Source organism: Sulfitobacter pontiacus (assembly GCF_040790665.1).
Taxonomy (GTDB): domain Bacteria; phylum Pseudomonadota; class Alphaproteobacteria; order Rhodobacterales; family Rhodobacteraceae; genus Sulfitobacter; species Sulfitobacter pontiacus.
On the sequence record NZ_CP160849.1, the window covers coordinates 2130693 to 2152886 of the forward strand.

A 22194-nucleotide genomic window follows, 5' to 3' on the forward strand; every position below is an offset into this window, starting at 1 on the left:
TATGGGACGTGTGAAAACAATTGCGCGCCGCAGCTTCCTGATCGGCTCTGCCGCTGTTGCAGGCGGCGTCGTCTTTGGCACCTATCTTTACAAACGCGAGGGGGAGAACCCGCTGCTCGACGGGTTGAAACCCGGCGAAACCGCGATCACCCCCTACGTTAAAATCGACGCTCAAGGGATCACGCTGATCACGCCGCGCGCGGATGTGGGGCAGGGCGCGTGGTCGATGCAGGCGCATATGATCGCCGAAGAGCTCGACATTGACCCGCGCAGCGCCAAGCTGTCGCCCGGTCCGGCGGATGCGATTTATTACAACGGCGTTGTCGGGGCAGAGGCGCTGCCGATTGCCGCGACCTCTGACACGATGCTGGCACGCGGCGGGCGCGGTGCGGTCGATGTCATGGGCAAGCTGATGGGGCTGCATATCACCGGCGGCTCGTCCACTGTGCCGGATATGTATGACCGCCTGCGCATGGCCGGTGCCGTCGCACGCGAGACGCTGATCAAGGCCGCGATGAAGCAGACCGGCCTGCCGCGCGACCAACTGGGGACAGAGAACGGCTGCATCGTGCTGCCCGATGGGTTGAAGATCGAATACATCGACCTTGCCAGCATCGCCGCCGAGATCGAGCCGGTACAGGATGTCACCCTGCGTGATCCGTCGGAATGGCGCTATCTGACCAAGCCGCAGAAGCGGACCGATATCGTGGCGAAATCCACCGGTCGGCAGATCTACGGCATCGACATGCAGATGGACGGTATGGTGATCGCCACGACCCGCACCAATCCGGCGATTGGCGGCGGGCTGAACGGGTTTGACGCCGAGGCCGCACGCCAGATGCGCGGGGTCAGCGCGGTCTTGCCCATCACCGGCGGCATCGCTGTGGTGGCGGATAACACATGGCGCGCGTTTCAGGCGGCGCAGGCGGTTGAATGTGACTGGGGCCCTTCGCCCTATATCGGTGACAGCGCCGACCAGTTTGCCGCTGTGGCGGCCTCTTTCACCAACGATCACCGCGACAGCCGGTTCAAGGATGAAGGCGATGTAGAAGAGGCGTTGCAAGATGCCTCGGTCGTCGAGGCGGAATACCGCATCCCCTATCTGGCCCATGCGCCGATGGAACCGATGAGCGTCGTGGTCAAGCTGACCGAGGGGCGGCTGGATATCTGGACCGGCACGCAAATCCCCCGTTTCGTCAAGGCGAATATGGCGCGGCTGACAGGGTTGGACGGTGATGACATCCACGTGCATGTGCTGATGTCCGGTGGCAGCTTTGGCCGGCGCCTTGAGGATGATTATATCGCCCAAGCGGTCGAGATCGCGATGCAGATGCCTGACACGCCGATCAAGATGATCTGGCAACGCGAGGAAGACTTCACCCATGATTTCCCCCGCCCGCTGGCCATTGCGCGCGGGCGCGGTGCTGTGGCGGATGCCGGTATCGCAGCGTTTGATCTGTCGATCGCCGCCCCCTCGGTCGCTGAATCCTCGCTCGCAAGGTTGAACCAGCCCGCCTTCGGCCCTGATGTGGCGATTGTCGCGGGGGCGTGGGACCAGCCGTTCCAGATCCCCAACTACCGCGTCACCGGCTACCGCACGCCAGCGATGGTGCCCATCAGCTCTTGGCGGTCGGTCGGGGCGTCGGGCAACGGGTTCATGCACGAAAGCTTCATGGACGAGATGTGCCACGCCGCGGGTGCAGATCCGTTGCAAGAGCGGCTGCGCCTGTGTTGGCACGACGCATCGCGCAAGGTGCTGGAGGCCGTGGGCGAGATGTCGGAATGGGGCAGCGATCTGGGGCCGAACCGGGGGCGGGGGCTGGCGTTTACGCTGGCCTTTGGCGTGCCCGTGGCCGAGGTGGTCGAGGTCACCAACACCCCCGACGGCATCCGTATCGACAAGGTGTTCGTCGCCGCCGATGTGGGCCGCGTGCTTGACCCCGTGAACTTTGAGGCGCAGCTGCAAGGCGGTGTGATCTTTGGCCTGGGCCACGCGATGAACTGCGAGCTGACCTATCGCGACGGCGTGGCAGAGCAGGATAACTACCACGCCTTTGAGGGGATGCGCCTGCACCAGACGCCTTTGATCATGGTGCGCGGGCTTGAGAATGGCGACAAGATCAGGGGTATCGGTGAACCCGCCGTCCCCCCCGCAGCACCCGCTTTGGCCAATGCGATCTTTGCCGCGACGGGGCAGCGTATCCGCGAACTGCCGCTGTCCAAGTCGATCGATTTTGTATGACCTCCCTTCGCGGGGCGATCACCGGCGGGATCATTGCACTGGTCTGCGCGGGCGGTGCTTTTGCGCAAGAAGCACCTGATCGCGCGGCGGCGCTGGCGGCGTGGGATGATATCCACACGGTCGTTTCGCATCCGCGCTGTACCAATTGCCACGTGGGCCCCGCTGGCGTGCCGCTCTGGGAGGGGTTGGGCCACGAGGAGGCTGCCGACCAAGCGCCCGTGCACGGCATGAACATCCTTGCCGACGAAAGCCGCATCGGGGCCGAGACGATGCCTTGCCGTACCTGTCACATCAGCGCCGCGTCGGAAAACAACGTCCCCCACGCGCCACCGATGATTGCGGACGCATGGCGGCTTCCCCCGATAGAGATGGCGTGGAAAGGCAAGACCAGCGCCGAGATATGTGTGCAACTGCGTGACCCCGACAGCAACGGTGCCTTTACGCCCGAAGACCTGTCCGATCACCTGCGAACGTCGGCCTTTGTGGCATGGGGCTTTGATCCCGGCGCAGGGCGCGCGGCGGCCCCCGGTAGCATCCCCAAGATGCAGGAGGCGCTGGCGATCTGGGTGGCAGGCGGCACGCCCTGTGCGGGCGATCCGCACCCCTAGTCAGCCCTTGAACAGATCCGCATAGGTTTCGCGCAGCAGGTTCTTTTGCACCTTGCCCATCGTATTGCGGGGCAGGGCATCAACCACCACCAGCTTGCGCGGACATTTGAACCGCGCCAGCGATTGCGCGACGGTCTGCGACAGCGCCTCCAGGTCCAGATCACGGCTGCCATCGGCGACCAGCACACCAACCGGTGCCTCGCCCAGATCCCCATGAGCCACGCCGATCACGGCGCTTTCCAGCACGCCGGGTTGATCGTCCAGCACCTGTTCGACCTCTTTGGGATAGATGTTATAGCCGCCGGATATGATCAGATCCTTGCCGCGCCCGACGATCTGCACATAGCCGTCTTCGTCAATCAGCCCCAGATCACCGGTGATAAAGAATCCGTCCGCGCGCAGTTCAGCGGCGGTTTTTTCGGGCATCTGCCAATAGCCTTGGAAAACATTCGGCCCGCGGACCTCGACGACGCCGATCTCTCCCTGTGGTAGGGTTTCGCCAGTATCGGGGTCGCAAATCTTGAGCTCGACCCCCGGCAGGGGCGTGCCGACAGTCCCGCCGCGCCGCGGCCCGTCATAGGGGTTCGACGTGTTCATATTGGTTTCCGTCATCCCGTAGCGTTCCAGAATACGGTGGCCTGTGCGTTCCTCGAACTGCTTGTGCGTCTCGGCCAGCAAGGGGGCAGAGCCCGAGATGAACAGACGCATATGCGCCGTCAATCCGGCGGTGAAGTCATCAGAGCCCAGCAAACGGGTGTAGAAGGTCGGCACGCCCATCAACGCGGTGGCCTGCGGCATGAAACGGATCAACTGATCGATATCGAGCTTGGGCAGGAACACCATCGCGCCACCGCTAAGCAGCATGATATTGGTCGCCACGAACAGCCCGTGTGTGTGGAAAATCGGCAGCGCATGCAGCAGCACATCGGCCTTGGTAAATTGCCAGACATCAACCAGCGTTTCGGCGTTGCTCAGCAGGTTTCGCTGGCTCAGCATCGCGCCTTTTGATCGGCCCGTGGTGCCCGAGGTATAGAGGAAGGCGGCCAGATCCTCGGCCGTTCGGTCGACGGTATCGAAGGTGTCGGGCAGGGTGGCCGCCAGATCGCGCAGCGTGCCGCGGCCGGTGTTGTCCATCGTCTCTACCGCAGCACCGGCGGCGGCAGCGACCGGCGTGAGTTCGGGAACATCGGCGGGATCGCAAACCAGCAGACGCGCGCCCGAGTTGCCGACGAAATAATCCACCTCGGACGCGGTGTAGCCGGGGTTGAGCGGCAAGAACACCAGCCCTGCCTGTACGCAAGCGGCATAAAGCGCCAGCGCATCCGGCGATTTGCCGACCTGCACCGCGACACGGTCGCCCGCTGTCAGCCCCTTGTCCGAAAACGCATTGGCATAGCGCGCGGCAGACCGGATGAATTGGTCATGGCTGATGGTGCGCCCGTCCGGCAGGATCAGGAACGGCGTGTTTTGCCCGATGTGGCGACCGAATAAAGCGTCGTAAAGCGGGTTGGGCATCGTCGTCTCCTTCTGACCTTTGGTAGCGCGGAATTTGCGCCATCGGCAGGGCCAGGTAAAGGGCGGCAAATGGCGCATTTTGATCTTTGCTGCATTTCGCGCGTGCAGACGGCCTTGACGACCCGCAACGTATGACTTACCCCTCCTCCCGTAGCGCGGGCGTTGTGTAATGGTAAGACCTCTGCCTTCCACGCAGAAGACGCGGGTTCGATTCCCGCCGCCCGCTCCACTCCTTTCCCGACATCCTTTTGATTTTGACTATTTGCGCTGGATCAATGCGCTTTTGTCGCAAGCGCCCTAGGGGTGCAGCCCTTGACCCCGCGCGATGTGCGGGCGATGACACGGCAGCACTCCAAAGGATATCTCATGGCACGTACCCCGACGCCCGGCCCCGGCACCGAAGAACGCGAAAAATCGCGTGAGTTGGGGGCCCTGCGCGCGCTGCTGCCGTTTCTTGCGCCCTATCGCGGATTGATGATCGCGGCCATTCTGGCGCTGGTCCTCACGGCGATGATCTCTTTGACGCTGCCGCTGGCCGTGCGCCGCGTGATCGATAACTTCGGCACCGGCGAGGCCGAACTGCTGGACCAGTACTTCGTCGCCGCCCTGATCATCGCGGCCCTTCTGGCCGTGGGCACGGGGCTGCGCTATGCGCTGGTGACGCGTTTTGGCGAACGGGTCGTTGCCGATATCCGCAAGGCGGTGTTCGATCGCGTGATCTCGATGAGCCCGGCGTTCTACGAGAACCTGATGACCGGCGAGGTGCTGAGCCGGATCACCACGGACACCACGCTGATCCTGTCGGTGATCGGGTCGTCCGTGTCCATCGCGCTGCGCAATATGCTGATCGTGACCGGTGGGCTGGTGCTGATGTTGTTCACCTCGGCCAAGCTGACGGCGATGGTGTTGTTGATCGTACCGGCGGTAATTGTGCCGATCCTTGTTCTGGGGCGGCGCTTGCGGGTGCTGAGCCGTGAAAATCAGGACTGGATCGCGGCAAGCTCGGGCAATGCGTCCGAGAGTTTGGGCGCGGTGCAGACCGTGCAGGCCTTTACCAACGAGGCCGCCAGCCAATCGCAATTCGCACAGATGACCGAAGCGTCCTATGACGCGGCGCAGCGTCGGATCAAGACCCGCGCGCTGATGACGATTATTGTGATCTTTCTGGTATTTGCCGGCGTCGTGGGCGTTTTGTGGATGGGCGCGCGGGATGTGCGTGCCGACCAGATGACCCCCGGTGCCTTGGTGCAATTCGTGATCTATGCCGTGATGGTGGCAGGCGGGGTCGCGGCGCTGTCCGAGATCTGGGGTGAACTTCAACGCGCCGCCGGTGCCACCGAACGTCTGGTAGAGCTATTGCGGACCGAAGACACCGTGCAAGACCCCGCTGCGGCCATCGCCTTGCCCAGCCCTGTCGCCGGTCGGATTGGCTTTGAGGACGTGCATTTCAGATACCCTGCGCGCCCCGATGTGCAGGCACTGGACGGGGTCAACCTGTCGATCAACCCCGGTGAAACGGTCGCGTTCGTCGGGCCCTCGGGTGCAGGCAAAACCACGATCATCCAGTTGATTCTGCGGTTCTATGATCCTGCTTCGGGACGGATCACCCTTGACGGGGTCGATCTGCGCGATGTCTCGCGTGCGGCCTTCCGCCGGTCGGTCGCCTTGGTGCCGCAAGACCCGGTGATCTTCGCCGCCTCTGCCCGCGAGAACATCCGCTTTGGCCGCCCCGACGCCACAGACGCCGAGATTGACGCCGCCGCCGAGGCCGCCGCCGCCCACGGGTTCATCAGCGCATTGCCCGACGGCTACGACAGCTATCTGGGCGAACGCGGGGTGATGCTGTCGGGCGGGCAAAAGCAGCGTATCGCCATCGCCCGCGCCATCTTGCGCGACGCGCCGGTGCTGCTGCTGGACGAAGCCACAAGCGCCTTGGATGCCGAAAGCGAACGCGCCGTGCAGGCCGCCGTGGATCGGTTGAGCGCGGATCGCACCACCCTGATCGTCGCGCACCGTTTGGCGACGGTGAAAAAGGCCGACCGCATTGTCGTGCTGGAAGCAGGGCGGATCGTCGATATGGGCACCCATGACGAGCTGGTCACCAAGGGGGGGCTTTATGCGCGCCTGGCGCGGCTGCAATTCACCGATGGGCGCGCGGACGTATAAAAAACCTTGTGAATTTTACGGTTAAATGGAAACAATCACACCCGAATGGATCCAGAAGGAGAACAACATGGGTTTGTGGAGTTTCGTAAAAGACGCCGGCAAGAAAGTGTTTGGCGGCGGTGATGATACCGAAGTCACCGGAGCCGCGCTTCAGGATGAATTGAAAGACCTCGGGCTTGATGCCGAAGGGCTCGATATTTCTGTCGAAGGCGACAAGGTCAAGGTTTCGGGCAAGGCGGCGAGCCAAGAGATGAAAGAAAAGGTCATTCTGGCCGTGGGGAACGTCGAAGGCGTTGCCGAGGTCGAAGAAGACATGGACGGCGGCGAGGGGGACGGCACCTTCCACACCGTTGAAAAGGGCGACACGCTTTGGGCCATCGCGGCCAAGACCCTTGGCAATGGCGCGCGCTATGAAGAAATCTTTGAAGCGAATAAACCCATGCTGACCCACCCCGATAAAATCTATCCCGGTCAGATGCTGCGTATTCCTGCCAAGTAAACGCACCACACATAAGGGGTGCGCCACGCGCTTTTACCCCATAAAAGAGAGCGGCAGGCGGCGTCTGCCGCTCTTTTTCAAGCCTTCCGTTGGGTCAGTGGGCTTGAACGCAGCGTTTGAGCGCCTGCAAATGCTTGCGAAAGCTGGAATTAGCAATCATCTTTGACAACAGGGAATAACGGGATGCGGGCAAACCGCACCACTAAGGGAGGAAAATAATGTCATTTGCCGGTGTAGAAGACCGTAACGCAATCGAAGCAGAAATGCCGTGGGCTGACCGCGACGTGCCCAAAACACTTTGGAGCATGTTGAGCGAAACCGCCGGAAAGTTTCCAAGCCACGACGCAATCAGCTACCAGATTTTCTCTGGGCCGAAAGATCACGCGGAAACCCTAAGCTGGTCGCAGCTGCGGGGGCAGGTGGGTCGTGCGGCCAATCTGTTCCGGTCGCTGGGTGTGGGGCCGACCGATGTGGTCGCCTATGTCCTGCCAAACTGTAACGAGACGGTCATCACGCTTCTGGGCGGTGCCGTCGCAGGGATCGCAAACCCCATCAACCCGCTGCTTGAGGCAGAGCAGATCGGATCGATCCTGCGTGAAACCAATGCCAAGGTCGTTGTGACCCTGCGGCCTTTCCCCAAGACGGATGTGGCCGAGAAAACCGCCGAGGCGGTCAAGCTGGCACCGAATGTCACGACCGTGCTCGAAGTGGATCTGTGCCGCTATCTGACCGCGCCAAAGTCGTGGATCGTGCCGCTGATCCGTCCGAAGCTGAAGGTCACCAATCAGGCGACCTACAAGAATTTCAATTCCGAAATCGCCAAGCAACCGGCCGAGCTGACATTCGACGATCCGCAAGAGGATCGCGTCGCCTTCTACTTCCACACCGGGGGGACAACGGGCATGCCCAAAGTGGCACAGCACAAGTATTCCGGCATGGTCTATAACGGTTGGCTGGGACACACGCTGCTATATACGGAAAACGACAACATCATGTGTCCGCTGCCGTTGTTCCACGTTTTCGCCTGCCACGTGATCCTTATGGCTGCCGTGAAATCTGGTGCGCATGTGGTTTTCCCGACGCCTCAGGGCTATCGCGGGGACGGGGTCTTCGACAACTTCTGGAAGCTGGTCGAACGCTGGAAAATCACCTTTATCATCACTGTGCCTACGGCGATTTCCGCCAAGATGCAGCGCCCGATCAACGCTGATATTTCGACCGTGAAAACCGCCTTCTCCGGCTCGGCACCATTGCCGCTGGAACTATTCCGCCGCTTTGAAAAGGCCACCGGCATCACGCTGATCGAAGGCTACGGCCTGACAGAGGCGACCTGCCTTGTGTCGTCGAACCCGACGGACGGCGTGCGCAAGGTGGGCAGCATCGGCATCACCTTCCCCTATACGGATGTGAAGATCGTCAAAAGCACCAGCGACGGGCTGGTCGAGGCGGAGGTCGACGAGATCGGCGAGATCTGTATCTCGAACCCCGGCGTCTATGCGGGCAATACCTATACCGAAGCCGATAAGAACAAGGATCTCTACTATCAGGGCACGCACCTGCGGACAGGGGATCTGGGCCGTATCGACAGCGACAAATACCTCTGGATTACGGGCCGCGCCAAAGACCTGATCATCCGTGGCGGTCACAACATCGACCCCGCCGAGATCGAAGAGGCGCTTCTGGGTCACGAGGCGGTCGCCTTTGCCGGTGCCATTGGCCAGCCGGATGCCCACGCGGGCGAGGTGCCTTGCGCCTTTGTCGAACTGGTCGCAGGTGCGTCGATCACCGAAGCCGAACTGCTGGAGTTCTGCAAAGAGCACGTGCAGGAACGCGCGGCGCAGCCCAAGCACATGACCATCATGAGCGAACTGCCCAAAACCGCCGTCGGTAAGATCTTTAAGCCCGACCTGCGCAAAAACGCGATCACGCGCGTCTATGACGAGACGTTGGAAGCCGCCGGTCTGCCCGCGCGTGTTGCCTCTGTCACCGATGACAAGAAACGCGGTCTGGTTGCGCAAATCGCCATGAATGGCGCAAGCGAGGCTGATGTCGGCGCGTCGCTGGACGTCTTTACCTTCGGTTGGGAGGCCGCGTGATCCAACCCGACTACCGCGTTCTACTGGATGAGGAAATCTGGGCCTATATGGACCGCTCGGACAGTTTCTATCCACCGGACGCGGTGTCACTCACCATCGACCAGCAGCGCGCTGTCTATAACCGGATGTGCGCTGCTTTTCACCAACCCCACCCTGATGGGGTCCGCACATGGGACGTGGCCTTCGGCGGCGTCCCATGTCGCGTTTACGAGGCCGAGACATCTGATATCACGGTCGTCTACTATCACGGCGGCGGGTTTGTTGTTGGCGGGCTCGAAAGTCACGATGATGTCTGCGCCGAAATTTGCGCCGCGACCGGCTACCGTGTGATCTCTGTCGACTACGTGCTCGCCCCCGAGGTCGTCTTTCCAGCTTGCTTCAACGACGCATGGGCCGCGTTTCAGGCGATTGCAGCCGCATATGACGGCAGGGTTGTATTGGCGGGGGACAGTGCGGGCGGCAATCTTGCTGCCGCCGTCGCCCATACCGCGCGAGGATCTTTTCAGGGGCGCATAGCGGGTCAGGTTCTGATCTATCCCGGACTGGGCGGAGATCGCAGCAAGGGCAGCTATATCACCCACGCCAACGCGCCGCAGCTGACGGTTGCGGATATGGAGTTTTACCAGCAGGTGCGGTCCGGTGGGGCACCGCCTGTGGACGATCCACGCTACGCGCCGCTGCACGATACCGATTTTACCGACCTGCCGCCTACGGTGATCCTCACGGTCGCCTGTGACCCGCTGTCGAGCGATGGGGAAGCCTATGCCGCCGCGATCAACGGGGCAGGCGGGCAGGCCCATTGGCACGAGGCCGCGGGCCTTGTCCACGGCTGTCTGCGCGCGCGGGTGATGTCACGCAAGGCGGCGGCGTTCTTTGATCAAGTGACAGCGGCGATCGGCGCTGTGGGGGCAGGGAAGTGGCCTGCGATCAGCACGGGCTAAGAAACGGCATCATTTCAGGAAAGACTGCGCCTTCATCGTATCGGCCACAGGCGCACCCAACCGGCCAAGGATCGTCGGCGCGAGCTGCAGCTGGTCGATCACCGTATCCTCCGACGGCCCTTCGGCATCGCCAAAGTAATACAGCGCGGTTTCCTGCTGCAACGCACTGCGTCCGCCGTGATGGCCGCGTTCGTCTTGCCCGTGATCTGCTGTGACGATCACCTCATACCCCAGGGCGCGCCATTTCGGGATGAAGGGGGCCAGCATCTCGTCCATGACGGCGCAGGCGTGGTCCATTTCCTGACAGTCGTGGAAGAAACGATGCCCCATGCTGTCCAGCGTGCAGGTGTGCAGCATTCCGTAGTTCAGCCCGAACCGCAGCGCCAGATTGGTGAGGGAGCCAAACAGATCCACATCCGAAGGGGTCATCTGGTTCACCAGCCCGTAGCCGGTCATCGTGTGAAACCGCCCGTGGTTGATCGTGTCGCTTTCAGGTTCGTCGTATTCCACATCGCGCACATAGTCGAAGGGGTGGCGGTTGAAGAATTGCGACCAGAAAGAATGGGCCACGGCCCCTGTCACACCGCCCGCCGCACGGGTCTGGGCGAAGACGTCCTTGTGCTTTAGCCGGAACACATTGCCGTTGCCGGTACAGCCATGTTCAGCCGGTGCCACACCCGTGTGGATCGAGGCATAGCAGGAGGCAGAGATTGACGGCAGCACCGCACGGTGGGTCCAGACCCGCGCCTCGCCACTATCGACCCAGCCTTCCAGATTGCCGAACAGCCGACGGAAATTGCGGTAGGGCACACCGTCTAGGATGATCAAAAGCAGCTTGTTCTTCATGTCGATACCTCTTCGGCGGGCCACAGCGCTTGTATTTGTCCGATACAAACCGCCTCGTTGCCCACAGGCTTAATTGCCAGCACTTTCCATTTTGCGATGTGCGATGGTTTCGTCCAGCCAGCCGATCTTCATCTCGGGGACAGAGCTCAGCAGCAGGTCGGTATAATCGTCAAAGGGCGGTGACAGCACCTGACTTTTGGTGCCATACCGCACCACTTCACCCTGATACATCACAGCGATACTGTCTGCGATGGCTTTTACCGTCGCGAGGTCATGGGTGATGAACAGATAGGCGACATCCTCGATCTTTTGCAGGTTCAACAGCAGCTTGAGGATGCCATCTGCCACCAGCGGGTCCAGCGCGCTTGTCACCTCGTCGCAGATGATCAGCTTGGGCTTGGCGGCCAGCGCACGGGCGATGCAGACACGTTGTTTCTGCCCGCCCGACAGCTCTGCGGGATAGCGGTCCTGAAACCCGTCGCCCAGTTCGATCTCGTCCAGCAGTTCCTGAATACGCTTCTGCTTTGCCTTGCCTTTCAGCCCGAAATAAAACTCGAGCGGGCGACCGATGATGGTGCCCACGGTCTGGCGCGGGTTCATCGCGGTATCGGCCATCTGGTAGATCATCTGCATCTCGCGCAGGTCTTCGATGGGGCGTTGCGCCAGGGCGGGGGCAAGCTCGCGCCCGTCAAAGGTGATCGTCCCGTCGCTTGGGGGCAGCAGGCCGGTGATCACGCGGGCCAGTGTGGATTTGCCCGAGCCGGATTCCCCCACGACAGCCAAGGTCTGGCCCGGGTGAATATCGACGTTGATCTTCTTGAGCACATCAAAATCCGTGCCGGCATAGCGGGCGGTGACGTTTTCGACCCGCAGAACAGGGGTATCGGTCGGTGTCTTTTCCTCGTGGCGGATCGACCGGACTGAAACCAGCGCCTTGGTGTAATCTTCCTTGGGCGCGTTGATGATCTGATCAACGGTGCCGTATTCGACCATATCCCCTTGTTGCAGCACCATAATATGATCGCTGACCTGTGCCACAACCGCGAGGTCATGGGTGATATAGAGCGCGGCAACGCCGGTGGCGGCGATGGCTTCTTTGATGGCGGCCAGCACGTCGATCTGCGTGGTCACATCCAGTGCCGTGGTGGGTTCGTCAAAGACCACCAGATCGGGCTGCGGACACAGTGCCAGCGCGGTCATGCAGCGCTGCAACTGCCCGCCAGACACTTGGTGCGGGTAGCGGTTGCCGATGGTTTCAGGGTCCGGCAGACCAAGCTTGCGGAACAGATCAACCGCGCGTTCCTCGGCCTCGGCCTTGGTGAACTTGTTCCGATAGATCGCGGCTTCGGTCACCTGATCCATGATCTTTTTCGCGGGGTTGAAAGACGCCGCGGCGGATTGCGAGACATAGGTCACCTCGGCGCCGCGCAGGCGGCGCACGGCGCGTAGACGCTCCTTGAGGATGTCGCGCCCATTGACCCAAACCTCGCCGCCGGTGATCTCTACCCCGCCGCGGCCATAGGCCATAGCGGCCAGCCCGATGGTGGATTTGCCCGCGCCGGATTCCCCGATCAGCCCCAGCACCTTGCCGGGTTGCAGATCAAAGTCGACGCCGTGCACGATCTTGATATCAATCGGCTTTTCGCCGGGCGGATAGGCGGTCGCGCCGATTTTCAGGCCGCGTACCTTGAGAAGTGGCTCGGTCATCCGCGGCCCCCTTTCAGCGATGTGGTGCGGTTCAAAATCCAGTCCGCAACAAGGTTGATAGAGATGCAAAGCGTGGCGATGGCATAGGCCGGGTAGAGCGCCGCCTGAATACCATAGTTGATGCCTTCCTTGTTCTCTTTCACGATGCCGCCCCAGTCGGCTTGAGGGGGCTGGACGCCCAGACCCAGAAACGACAGCGTCGACACAAAGAGCACCGCGAAGATAAAGCGCAGGCCCATCTCGGCGATCAGCGGCGACAGCGCGTTCGGCAGGGTTTCACGGAAAATGATCCAGCCGATCTTCTCGCCGCGCAGGCGGGCGGCCTCGACATAGTCCATCACGGTGATGTCCACGGCCACGGCGCGCGCCAGACGGTAGACACGGGTGCTGTCCAGCAGACCCATCAGGATAATCAGGATCGGCACGGTGGTCGGCATCACCGACAGCACGACAAGCGCAAAGATCAGCGACGGGATCGACATGATCAGATCGACAAAGCGCGAAATGGCTTGGTCGACCCAACCGCCGGAGACGGCTGCGAAGAAGCCCAGAATGGACCCCAGCGTAAAGCTGAGGATGGTGGCTGCAGTGGCGATAAAGATCGTGGTGCGCCCACCATAGATCATACGCGACAGCAGATCGCGCCCGATGCTGTCGGTGCCCAGCAGGAACTCCGACGACGAAGGCTCCCAAACGTCGCCGACGATTTCAGCCATGCCATAGGGGGCGAGCCAAGGGGCAAAGACGGCCATGATGAAATAGACGCTGGTAAAGAACAGGCCGATCATGGCGGAGATAGGAATGTTTTTCATGGGTTCGCTCCCAAACAAATGAATGGGTCAACGTCAGGTGGCGATACGGGCATGCGGCAGGGGGTCGCGTTGATGCGACGCTGAACTGCGGCCCCGTGCGTCGCGCATTGCCTCGGGGGGAGATGCGCGGCGCTCATTTGGGATGCCTCAGGCGCGGGTTGGCAAGGATCGACACGATGTCGGCCACAAGGTTCAACCCGATATAAACGGCCGCAAAGATCAGACCGCAGGCTTGCACCACGGGCACGTCACGTTTGCTGACGTGATCGACCAGATATTGCCCCATGCCGGGATAGGCAAAGACGACCTCTACCACCACGACGCCGACGACCAGATAGGCGAGGTTCAGCATCACCACATTGACGATTGGGGCGATGGCGTTGGGGAAGGCGTGCTTGCGGATAATCTTCAGCATGCCCAAGCCCTTAAGCTCGGCTGTTTCGATATAGGCCGATTGCATCACATTCAGGATCGCGGCGCGGGTCATGCGCATCATATGCGCCAATACGACCAGCGTCAGCACCATCACCGGAATAGCAATCGCGTTCAGCTTGGCCCCGAGGCTCATGCTGTCGTTGATGATCGCCACCGACGGAAACAGCCGCCATTTGATCGCCACCCAATAGATCAGCACATAGCCGATCATGAATTCCGGGATAGAAATCGTGGTCAGCGTGACGGCCGAAATCAGCTTGTCGGGCCAGCGGTCCTTGTAGCGCACGGCCAGCAGGCCCAGAAAGATCGCCAGCGGCACAGAGATTGCAGCAGCCCAGAAGGCAAGGAAAAGCGTGTTCTTCAGACGCCCGCCAAGGCTTTCTGCGATGTCGCGGCCATTGGTCAGCGCGGTGCCCAAGTCTCCTTGAAGCACGCCGCCCAGCCAGGCGAAATAGCGGGTCATGGCGGGATCGTTCATGCCAAGCTCTCGGCGCAGGTTCGCAAGCGCTTCGGGCGTGGCGGATTGACCTAGGATGGATTGTGCCACGTCGCCGGGCAAAATCGAGGTGCCTACGAAGATCAGGATCGACGCGGCAAAGAGGAGAAGAAGGCCCAACGCTAAGCGTTGGGCGATCAGTTTGACGATGGGATGCATAAGCTGGGTTTACCTTATGCGTCTTTGACCCAGCATTTGATCCCGGCTTTGTTGTTGGACAGTTCCGCGTTTGGATCTTCGACCCAGCCGCCGACATTGTTGGCGACACCATCCACAAAGTCGTTGAACATCGGCAGGATCAACCCGCCTTCGTCGCGGATCATCTGACCCATCTTGGAGTAGGTCTCTTTGCGCTTGGCCTCGTCCAGTTCGGCGCGGGCCGACAGCAGCATCTCGTCGAACTCGGGGCGTTTCCAGCGGGTGTCGTTCCAGTCCGCGGTCGACAGATAGGCGGTCGAATACATCTGGTCCTGCACCGGACGGCCACCCCAGTAAGAGGCGCAGAAAGGCTGTTTGTTCCAGACCTCGGACCAGTAGCCATCGTTCGGCTCGCGTTTGATCTCAAGCGGGATACCGGCGGCTTTGGCGGATTCCTGGAAAAGGGATGCCGCATCGACCGCACCGGGGAAGGCACCGTCTGCAACGCGCAGGACGATCGGGCTGCCATCATGACCGGAGGCGGCGTAATGCTCTTTCGCCTTCTCGATGGAATGTTCACGCTGCGGGATCGATTCATCGAACAGCGGATAAGAGGCGTTGATCGGCATGTCGTTCCCGATGGTGCCGTAGCCGCGCAGGATCTTGTCGACCATTTCCTCGCGGTTGATCGCATATTTCAGCGCCAGACGCAGGTCGTTGTTGTCGAACGGTGCGGTGTCGACATGGGCGATAAACACATAGTGGCCCCGACCGGCAACGGATTTCACCGTCAGGTTGGGCGCGCGGTCCAGCAGGGCGGCAACCTTGGGATCAACGCGGTTGATCATGTTGACCTGACCCGACTGCAGCGCCGCGGTCCGTGCAGTGGCATCGTTCAGCACCAGCACTTCGTTATAATCGGTGTGGCCGCGGTTGTCGGCGTCCCAGTAGTTTTCGTTGCGCTTGAAGCCGTGGCGCACGCCGGGCTCGTCGACTTCCAGTGTGTAAGGGCCGGTGCCGATGCCCGCGCCCGGGTTGTCCATGCCGCCATCGGGCTGGATCATCAGGTGGTAGTCGGCCAGCAGGTAGGGAAGGTCAGCGTTGCCGACGCCCAGTTCAACGATGAAGTTGTCGCCATCGACCTTCATGTTCTCGATACCGCGCATGATGCCCAAAGCACCGGATTGGCTGTTCTCATCCGAATGGCGCTGCATGGTTTTCAGCACGTCTTCGGGTGTCATTTCCTTGCCGTTGTGGAACTGGATGCCCTTGCGGATCTTGAACGCCCAGGTTTTCGCATCGGCCGAGGCCTCGTAGCTTTCGGCCATGCGGTTTTCAATTTCCCCGTTGGGATCGACCTCTACAAGGCTTTCGTACAGGTGGCGCAGGTTGTTCAGCGGCACTTCGGAGGCGGTCAGCGCAGGATCGAGCGTGTTGGTGGACTCACCGCCCGACGACCCGATTTTCAGTGTGCCACCGCGAATCGGTGCTTCGTGGGCTGCAGCCTGCGCGTGGTTCGCCAGCATCGAGTTGGCGACGGCGGCTGTCACGCCCAATGCAGCGGCACGCCCGACGAATTCGCGGCGTGTCATAGTGCCCTTGGCCACTTGGCCGGTCATATGTTTCAGTTGATCATCCATGATGAGAACTCCCTGTTTTAGGTGATACTTCCGCGCATTGGTGCGCAGGTTTTTTTATTGACTGGTGGCACAACGTTAAGCATTTCAGCCCGTGTCGCAAGTGGTAATACCGGCGGCCATGTGACGAGTTTGTTACATAAAGTGTCGCTTAATGTCTTCCGTCACGTCGCGTTCATAGATCAATTTGTCGTTTTCGTACGCTTCAAGACGGGCCGTCAGATGAAAATGGGTCGCGTCCGACCACATCTGCGACCGGGTTTCTGTGCGCAGGATGATGTCGTCCCGCTCCAGCTCTTCGGTCCAGTGACAGGTGCCTTTTGCGGACAGCGGATCGTCGGGGTGAATGCGCCACACCTCCCGCGCGACAGAGCCCGCGATCAGCCCGTGATCGGCATCGCGCAGTTTGCCGAAGTCATCCTCGATGATCAGAGAGACGATGCCCGTGACGCGGTCGATCTCTTGCCGGCGGATGTGGTTTTCGGGGCGCAGTGTCTCTGTCTCCCACGGGGGGGCAGAGGTGGGCGGGGCAAAGCTGTATTCGTCCCCGCCGCTGGTCGGGCGCTGCGGCAGGTCGATCTGGCCTGACGACAGCGTGACCTCTGCCGCTTCGGGCGCAGGCCAGAGCAGGGGCCAATAGGCGGTAGAGATCGACACCCGCAGCCGGTGCCCCTTGGGGATGCGATAGGCGATGTGGTCAAGGTTCAGCGTGATGTCGGTCATGGCACCGGGCGCCATCGCCTGCGGATTTTCGGCGCTGTCGCGATGGGACAGGTTCAGCACGCCATAGGTAATCCGCGCCGAGGCCCCATCAGGGTGGATATGGTTCAACCGCACCGCGATCTGGCTCTGTGGTTTGTCGCAGGCCAGACGCAAGTGCAGACGCGGCGCGCCAAGGATATCCATCTGCTGCGCCAAGGGTCCGCTGTCAAAACAGACGGACAGCGCATCGTCCTGCCGTTGGTCCCCCGGCATCTCGGGGCCAAGCCAGATCGCGCAGTATTCACCGCCATCCGCCCCGCAATGCGCGGGGGAGGCGACGCTGCGGTCCAGCGGGCCAGCGGTGTCGTGCAGGCCCTCATCCGTCAGATGCAACGTCTTGACGGGCAGATGCGATGTCGCGCCTGTGGGTTCGGTGATCCAGCGGCCGGGGCGTTCATGTGTCCACGTGGCGGGGCGCATGCCGTCCATCAGATACGCGCGATAATCGGGGTCGTCCTCGACGCCCGTGTCGATCCCCTTGAGCCACCTATCCCACCAGCGCAGCGCCTCTTGCAGAAAGCCGATACGGGGTTCGGGGATGGCGAAATGCGGGTATTTGTGCACCCAAGGCCCAACGATCCCCTTTGCACCGGGCAAGGCTTCAACCAGCTGAGGGACCGCGTTCTTGTAGGAATCGCCCCAGCCGCCAATCGCCAGCACTTTGGCCTTGAGCGCGCTATACTCCTCGATCACCGACCCTTGCTTCCAATAGGCGTCGCGTGATTGGTGGCGCAGCCAAAGTGCGGGGAGAAACGGTTCTGCCTCTAGCCGCTCCAGCCACATTTCGCGCCAGTCAGGGCGCAAGGCGGGATCGGGCGGGCGGCTGGAATAGGCCCACATCGTCGCGCCCCAGCCAAGGTTCTCGTTCAACAGGCACCCGCCCTTGTAGTGGATGTCATCGGCAAAGCGGTCGACGGTGGAACATAGCGTTATCACCGCCTTAAGCGGCTCTGGCGCATGGGCTGCGACCTGCAGCCCGTTAAAGCCGCCCCAGCTGATGCCCATCATGCCCACCGTCCCGCTGCACCACGGTTGCGCGGCAAGCCAGTTGATCACCTCTATGCAATCGGCCTGTTCTTGGGGCGTGTATTCATCCTCCATCACGCCATAGCTGTCGCCATTGCCGCGCATATCGACCCGCACGCAGGCATATCCGCGTTGGGCAAACCAAGGATGGGTCAGCGCATCCCGTGCGGTGGTGCCGTCACGTTTGCGGTAGGGGAGGTATTCCAGAATCACGGGCACGGGGGCGGTATCGGAATTTTCAGGCCGCCAGACTCGAGCGGAAAGCCGGCATCCATCCGAGAGGGTGATGCCCATGTCGGGGTCTTCGATCAGTGATAGCGGGGTGTTCTGGGCGGTATCCATGCCGCAAAGGTCAGGGGGGAGCCCGGTATTGTCAACCGTTTGCAAGGGCTTGCGGTGTGGCGCCTATGGGGATTTTTCCTGAGTGAAATGAGGTGGTTAATTATCTGGCAACGTTAACTATTATTAACGCTTTCCCGCAGTGGTAGAAACTGTGGCCGTGTTGCACTGTTGAAATAAGGCAAGAATGTGGCGTTCCACTTTAACCTTGGCTTTTATGTGTCTAAGCGGCTACCTTCTGCCTCAATAATACGTTTCGTTTTTTACGACGGACATAATCAGGCGGCTGCACGATGCGATCAACGCGTTGGCGGTCATAAAATTTCTCAGGTGTCGCGCGCAGAATGCGCACCGAGGTGGAGCAGATATTATGAAGACGATAGATTTCGTCGTTCGCGATCAAGCGGGCGCATTGCAGCGTGGCACGGTTGCGGAAAACGCAAACTTCCATGTTATCCAGGCGACATCAGGTCAGGAAATCTCGCTGAACCTGCGTCAGACCGATTTCCAGTCGCACCAGCGGTCGGGCAACGATCTTGTGCTCACGCTGAATGACGGGTCGGTCATCACCATCGAGAATTACTTTAACGAAACCGGTGCCGCGAACCGCCTGTTCATTTCGTCAGATGGCTATCTGAACGAAGTCGCATTCGTCGAGGCCGAAGGCGGCGGGCTTTATGCGCAATACGGCCCGACCGAGCAGTGGGGCAAATGGAGCCCCTCTGACGATCTGATCTATCTGGGCCGCAGCGATGTGGCGTCTGTGCCGGGCGGTGTCATGCCGGGCGCGGGTGACGACGAAGTGTCGATGTTGGCAGCGCCCTTGCTGGGCGGCGTCGTTGGCGGTGGTGGTGCCGCGGCAGCAGCCGGTGCGGCGGTTGTCGGTGGTGCAGCTGTCATCGGTGGCGGCGGCGGTGGTGGCAATGGCGGCAGCCCTTCGGTCGCACCTCCGTTCGTGAATGAGCCCGACGCAACCGGCACGGTCGGCGGCGACGGCGCGGTAGAGCAGGTCGTTGTCACCGGCGGCGGCGAGCCCGGGTCCGAGGTCGTAGTCACCATCGGCGATAAAGAAGTCACAACAACAGTTGGCGACGACGGCACATTCGAAGCCGTGTTCGAAGGCGATAACTTCCCCGACGACGGCACCTATGAAGCCGAGGTCGTCGTGACCACGGACGGCAATGAGATCGTGCTTGACGGGCCGAGCTTTGTCATCGACACCACAGCGCCCACGGTCACCATGTCCGAAGGCACGCAGAGTGTCGGCGACTTCTTTAACGGTGACTCCTTTGCGAATGGCGTCACGCTGACCGGGAACGGTGAAGCAGGCGCGACCGTTGACGTGACCGTCGCGGATGTCACACGCAGCACCACGGTCGGCGAAGACGGCACATGGTCCGTCACATTCGAACCCGGCACGCTGCAGGGGGGCGAATACGAGACAGAGGTGCTGATCAAGACCACCGATCAATACGGCAATACCTCCACCACCACCGAAACGCTGGTGGTTGATACCATCGCACCGACCGTCGCTGTGACATCGGGCACGCAATCCGTGGGCGACAGCTATAATGCCGCCTCGTTTGGCAACGGTGTCACCCTGAACGGCACGGGGGAGCCCGGTTCGACCGTGCAGCTGACCATCGGTGGCATCACCCGCACCGCAACCGTGGGCGACAACGGCACATGGTCCGCGACATGGCAGGCGGGCACCTTGCCCGAAGGCGAATACGTCAGCGATGTCACCATCGTGACCACCGATGCTTTCGGCAACAGCTCCACCTCAACCGAGCAGCTGGTCGTCGATACCGTCTCTGAAGTCGCGATTGCGGCGGATACTGTCGAAGTTGACGGCGTGATCAACGCGGCAGAGCGTGGCGACGGCGTGACGCTGACCGGCACATCGCAGCCCGGGTCGACCGTTCAGGTCACCTTTGGGGGGGTGACCCGTGACGCGGTGGTTGACGCAAACGGCAACTGGTCCGCAGATTTCGCGGCCTCCGAAATCCCGACGGGCGAGACAACGGCGACAGTGACCGCAGTCGCGACCGATGCGGCGGGCAATACGGCCACCGCAACCGGCCAAGTCGATGTCGATACTTTGGTCAACAACCTTGCCTTCACCGGCCAAACCGGCGGCAGCGACGGGGTCGTGAACGCGGCAGAGGCGGCGCAGGGCATCGTGATGACCGGCACGGTTGAACCCGGCTCGACTGTTATGGTCCAGCTTGGCCAGGTGTCGCGTGCGGCCACGGTTGCGGCGGACGGCACATGGACCGTCAGCTTCGCCCCCAGCGACATCCCCGCAGGCACCTACACCAGCACAATGACCGCCACCGCCACCGACGCGGCAGGTAACGTTGATAGCGTATCGCAGTCTGTATCAGTCGATACCGAAGCCGGTTCGCTGACCATCAGCCCGCTGCCCGTTGAGGGCGACGACGTGGTGAACGCGGCCGAGGCAAGCGACGGTGTGGCCATCTCGGGCACCGCCGATGCGGGCGCCGTTGTGCAGGTCACGCTGGCGGGTGTTACCCATACGGTTGTGGCTAATGGGAACGGTCAGTGGACCGCCTATTACGCCGCGGGCGAAGTTGCCCAAGGCGTTTATACCGCCGACATCACCGCAACCACGACCGACGCGGCGGGCAACAGCCGCAGCGCCTCTGACAGCGTGCGCGTGGACACGCGCGTCGACAACCTGTCGCTGAACACCGTCGAAGGCGATGACATCATCAGCGGAGCAGAGCGTCTGGCGAATGGCGGCGTTCTGGTCACCGGCACCTCTGAAATCGGCTCGTCCGTTGTCGTGTCGCTTGGCGCGGCATCGGTGAACGGAGCGGTGGATGCGAATGGCAACTGGTCCGTCACCTTTGCGCCGGGTCAAGTGCCCGAGGGCACGATCAACACCACCGTTTCGGTCAAGGCAACGGATGCCGCGGGCAACTCTGCCACGGCAAGCCACGCGGTGCTGATCGATACGGTCGTGGATCCGCTCGATCTGAACCAAGCGGGCGGCAGCGACGCTGTGGTCAGCGCACGCGAAGCCCAGACCGGCATTGATCTGAACGGTCAGGTCGAAGCGGGTTCTAGCGTTGTGGTCAACTTTGACGGCACCAACTACACCGCGTTTGTGGACGGTGCGGGCAACTGGTCGGTCACGATCCCGCCTTCGGAAATCCGTCAGGGCACCTATGACGCCGACATCTCTGTCACCGCCACGGACCATGTGGGCAACATCGCGTCGATCACCGACACGCTCGCAATCGATACCTACGCACCCGAAGGCCCCGTCATCGCGTCCTACACCCGCGACGGTGACGGTATCCGCGGCATCTCGACCGAGATCAGCCCCGATACACTGGACGTGCATCAGGTGAACGCAGACCGCTCCGTTTCCGAAGTTGAATCGACCAGCTTTGACATCGACGCCATTGGCGAGCGTAACTTCCAGTTCGAAAGCAATGTGCCAGACGGGTCCGATTTGATTGTCACGGCCACTGACGCTGCGGGAAACTTTTCCGGCACGTATCTGGCGCTGGATGATGAAGCGGCGAACACGCAGTTGAGCCTGACCAACCCGAACCTGGGAAACTACAACATCGAAACCGTTGATCTGCAGTTCGCCGAAGAGGCGCATCTGACGATCACGGAAACCGCGCTGGTCAACCTGTCGAGCAACACGAACGAGCTGATCATCGACGGGCATAACGACGACACCGTGACGATCACAGGCGCGGTACGAGGCGGTTCAGAGGTGCGTGGGGATCAAACCTATGACATCTATACACTGGGCGACGAAGCCACGCTGATGATCGACAACGATATCAACGTCATCGTCTAAAGATTGCACCGCGCCCTCTGTTCAAGGGGGCGCGGTTGGCACACGCAGGCGGCAACGACCGCAGGCGTTTCCAGAATAAAAAAAC

Annotated in this window: 14 protein-coding genes and 1 tRNA gene; 8 read left to right on the forward strand and 7 right to left on the reverse strand. The window is 61.3% G+C overall.

Features of this window, described 5'->3' with window-relative positions:
• Position 1 precedes the first annotated feature (1 nt).
• Both AB1495_RS10450 and AB1495_RS10455 read left to right on the forward strand, forming a co-directional pair.
• Positions 2-2242 carry a xanthine dehydrogenase family protein molybdopterin-binding subunit gene (locus tag AB1495_RS10450; protein ID WP_074635478.1) on the forward strand — a complete coding sequence of 747 codons (2241 nt, stop codon included), beginning with the start codon at positions 2-4 and terminating at the stop codon, positions 2240-2242.
• Positions 2239-2850, forward strand: a complete 612-nt coding sequence (locus AB1495_RS10455; RefSeq protein WP_074635480.1) for a hypothetical protein — start codon at positions 2239-2241, stop codon at positions 2848-2850. The genes AB1495_RS10450 and AB1495_RS10455 overlap by 4 nt, the downstream gene beginning before the upstream one ends.
• Here the strand turns inward: AB1495_RS10455 and AB1495_RS10460 are convergent, their stop codons facing one another.
• Positions 2851-4365, reverse strand: coding sequence for a malonyl-CoA synthase (locus AB1495_RS10460; protein WP_074635481.1), 1515 nt, complete (start codon positions 4363-4365; stop codon positions 2851-2853). It abuts the gene before it with no gap.
• Positions 4366-4520: 155 nt separating this feature from the next.
• On the opposite strand from AB1495_RS10460, the gene AB1495_RS10465 reads away from it, so the two are divergent.
• From AB1495_RS10465 to AB1495_RS10485, 5 genes are all read left to right on the forward strand, one after another.
• Positions 4521-4594, forward strand: a tRNA-Gly gene (locus tag AB1495_RS10465).
• 137 nt (positions 4595-4731) lie between these two features.
• Complete coding sequence (locus tag AB1495_RS10470) at positions 4732-6531, forward strand: ABC transporter transmembrane domain-containing protein (protein ID WP_074635483.1); 1800 nt, start codon at positions 4732-4734, stop codon at positions 6529-6531.
• Between the two features lie 67 nt (positions 6532-6598).
• A complete protein-coding gene (gene lysM, locus AB1495_RS10475; protein ID WP_197145941.1) occupies positions 6599-7030 on the forward strand; it encodes a peptidoglycan-binding protein LysM in 432 nt (143 codons plus the stop codon).
• A gap of 218 nt (positions 7031-7248) precedes the next feature.
• On the forward strand, positions 7249-9126 hold the full coding sequence (locus AB1495_RS10480; protein ID WP_009826457.1) for an acyl-CoA synthetase: 1878 nt from the start codon (positions 7249-7251) through the stop codon (positions 9124-9126).
• Positions 9123-10067, forward strand: coding sequence for an alpha/beta hydrolase (locus tag AB1495_RS10485; RefSeq protein WP_083350881.1), 945 nt, complete (start codon positions 9123-9125; stop codon positions 10065-10067). The genes AB1495_RS10480 and AB1495_RS10485 overlap by 4 nt, the downstream gene beginning before the upstream one ends.
• A gap of 9 nt (positions 10068-10076) precedes the next feature.
• Here AB1495_RS10485 and AB1495_RS10490 read toward each other — a convergent pair whose 3' ends face one another.
• From AB1495_RS10490 to AB1495_RS10515, 6 genes are all read right to left on the reverse strand, one after another.
• Positions 10077-10913, reverse strand: a complete 837-nt coding sequence (locus AB1495_RS10490; RefSeq protein WP_074635487.1) for an alkaline phosphatase family protein — start codon at positions 10911-10913, stop codon at positions 10077-10079.
• Positions 10914-10982: 69 nt separating this feature from the next.
• Entirely contained in the window at positions 10983-12620 is a 1638-nt protein-coding gene (locus AB1495_RS10495) for an ABC transporter ATP-binding protein (RefSeq protein ID WP_367581964.1), read from the reverse strand.
• The gene (locus tag AB1495_RS10500) at positions 12617-13432 is read right to left on the reverse strand and encodes an ABC transporter permease (RefSeq protein WP_009826461.1); all 816 of its coding nucleotides are present in this window, start codon (positions 13430-13432) and stop codon (positions 12617-12619) included. The genes AB1495_RS10495 and AB1495_RS10500 overlap by 4 nt, the downstream gene beginning before the upstream one ends.
• Positions 13433-13565: 133 nt before the next feature.
• A complete protein-coding gene (locus tag AB1495_RS10505; RefSeq protein WP_005852247.1) occupies positions 13566-14522 on the reverse strand; it encodes an ABC transporter permease in 957 nt (318 codons plus the stop codon).
• A 14-nt stretch (positions 14523-14536) separates the two neighbouring features.
• Complete coding sequence (locus tag AB1495_RS10510; RefSeq protein ID WP_074635491.1) at positions 14537-16141, reverse strand: ABC transporter substrate-binding protein; 1605 nt, start codon at positions 16139-16141, stop codon at positions 14537-14539.
• A 132-nt stretch (positions 16142-16273) separates the two neighbouring features.
• Positions 16274-18268, reverse strand: a complete 1995-nt coding sequence (locus AB1495_RS10515; RefSeq protein WP_074635493.1) for a CocE/NonD family hydrolase — start codon at positions 18266-18268, stop codon at positions 16274-16276.
• A 367-nt stretch (positions 18269-18635) separates the two neighbouring features.
• On the opposite strand from AB1495_RS10515, the gene AB1495_RS10520 reads away from it, so the two are divergent.
• Complete coding sequence (locus AB1495_RS10520) at positions 18636-22109, forward strand: Ig-like domain-containing protein (protein ID WP_074635496.1); 3474 nt, start codon at positions 18636-18638, stop codon at positions 22107-22109.
• Positions 22110-22194 lie beyond the last annotated feature (85 nt).

Excerpts from the sequence above, each read along its gene's own strand:
- AB1495_RS10450 (WP_074635478.1), top strand. The coding sequence starts at position 2 with ATGGGACGTGTGAAAACAATTGCGCGCCGCAGCTTCCTGATCGGCTCT.
- AB1495_RS10455 (WP_074635480.1), top strand. The coding sequence starts at position 2,239 with ATGACCTCCCTTCGCGGGGCGATCACCGGCGGGATCATTGCACTGGTC.
- AB1495_RS10460 (WP_074635481.1), bottom strand. The coding sequence starts at position 4,365 with ATGCCCAACCCGCTTTACGACGCTTTATTCGGTCGCCACATCGGGCAA.
- AB1495_RS10470 (WP_074635483.1), top strand. The coding sequence starts at position 4,732 with ATGGCACGTACCCCGACGCCCGGCCCCGGCACCGAAGAACGCGAAAAA.
- lysM (WP_197145941.1), top strand. The coding sequence starts at position 6,599 with ATGGGTTTGTGGAGTTTCGTAAAAGACGCCGGCAAGAAAGTGTTTGGC.
- AB1495_RS10480 (WP_009826457.1), top strand. The coding sequence starts at position 7,249 with ATGTCATTTGCCGGTGTAGAAGACCGTAACGCAATCGAAGCAGAAATG.
- AB1495_RS10490 (WP_074635487.1), bottom strand. The coding sequence starts at position 10,913 with ATGAAGAACAAGCTGCTTTTGATCATCCTAGACGGTGTGCCCTACCGC.
- AB1495_RS10495 (WP_367581964.1), bottom strand. The coding sequence starts at position 12,620 with ATGACCGAGCCACTTCTCAAGGTACGCGGCCTGAAAATCGGCGCGACC.
- AB1495_RS10500 (WP_009826461.1), bottom strand. The coding sequence starts at position 13,432 with ATGAAAAACATTCCTATCTCCGCCATGATCGGCCTGTTCTTTACCAGC.
- AB1495_RS10505 (WP_005852247.1), bottom strand. The coding sequence starts at position 14,522 with ATGCATCCCATCGTCAAACTGATCGCCCAACGCTTAGCGTTGGGCCTT.
- AB1495_RS10510 (WP_074635491.1), bottom strand. The coding sequence starts at position 16,141 with ATGGATGATCAACTGAAACATATGACCGGCCAAGTGGCCAAGGGCACT.
- AB1495_RS10515 (WP_074635493.1), bottom strand. The coding sequence starts at position 18,268 with ATGGATACCGCCCAGAACACCCCGCTATCACTGATCGAAGACCCCGAC.
- AB1495_RS10520 (WP_074635496.1), top strand. The coding sequence starts at position 18,636 with ATGAAGACGATAGATTTCGTCGTTCGCGATCAAGCGGGCGCATTGCAG.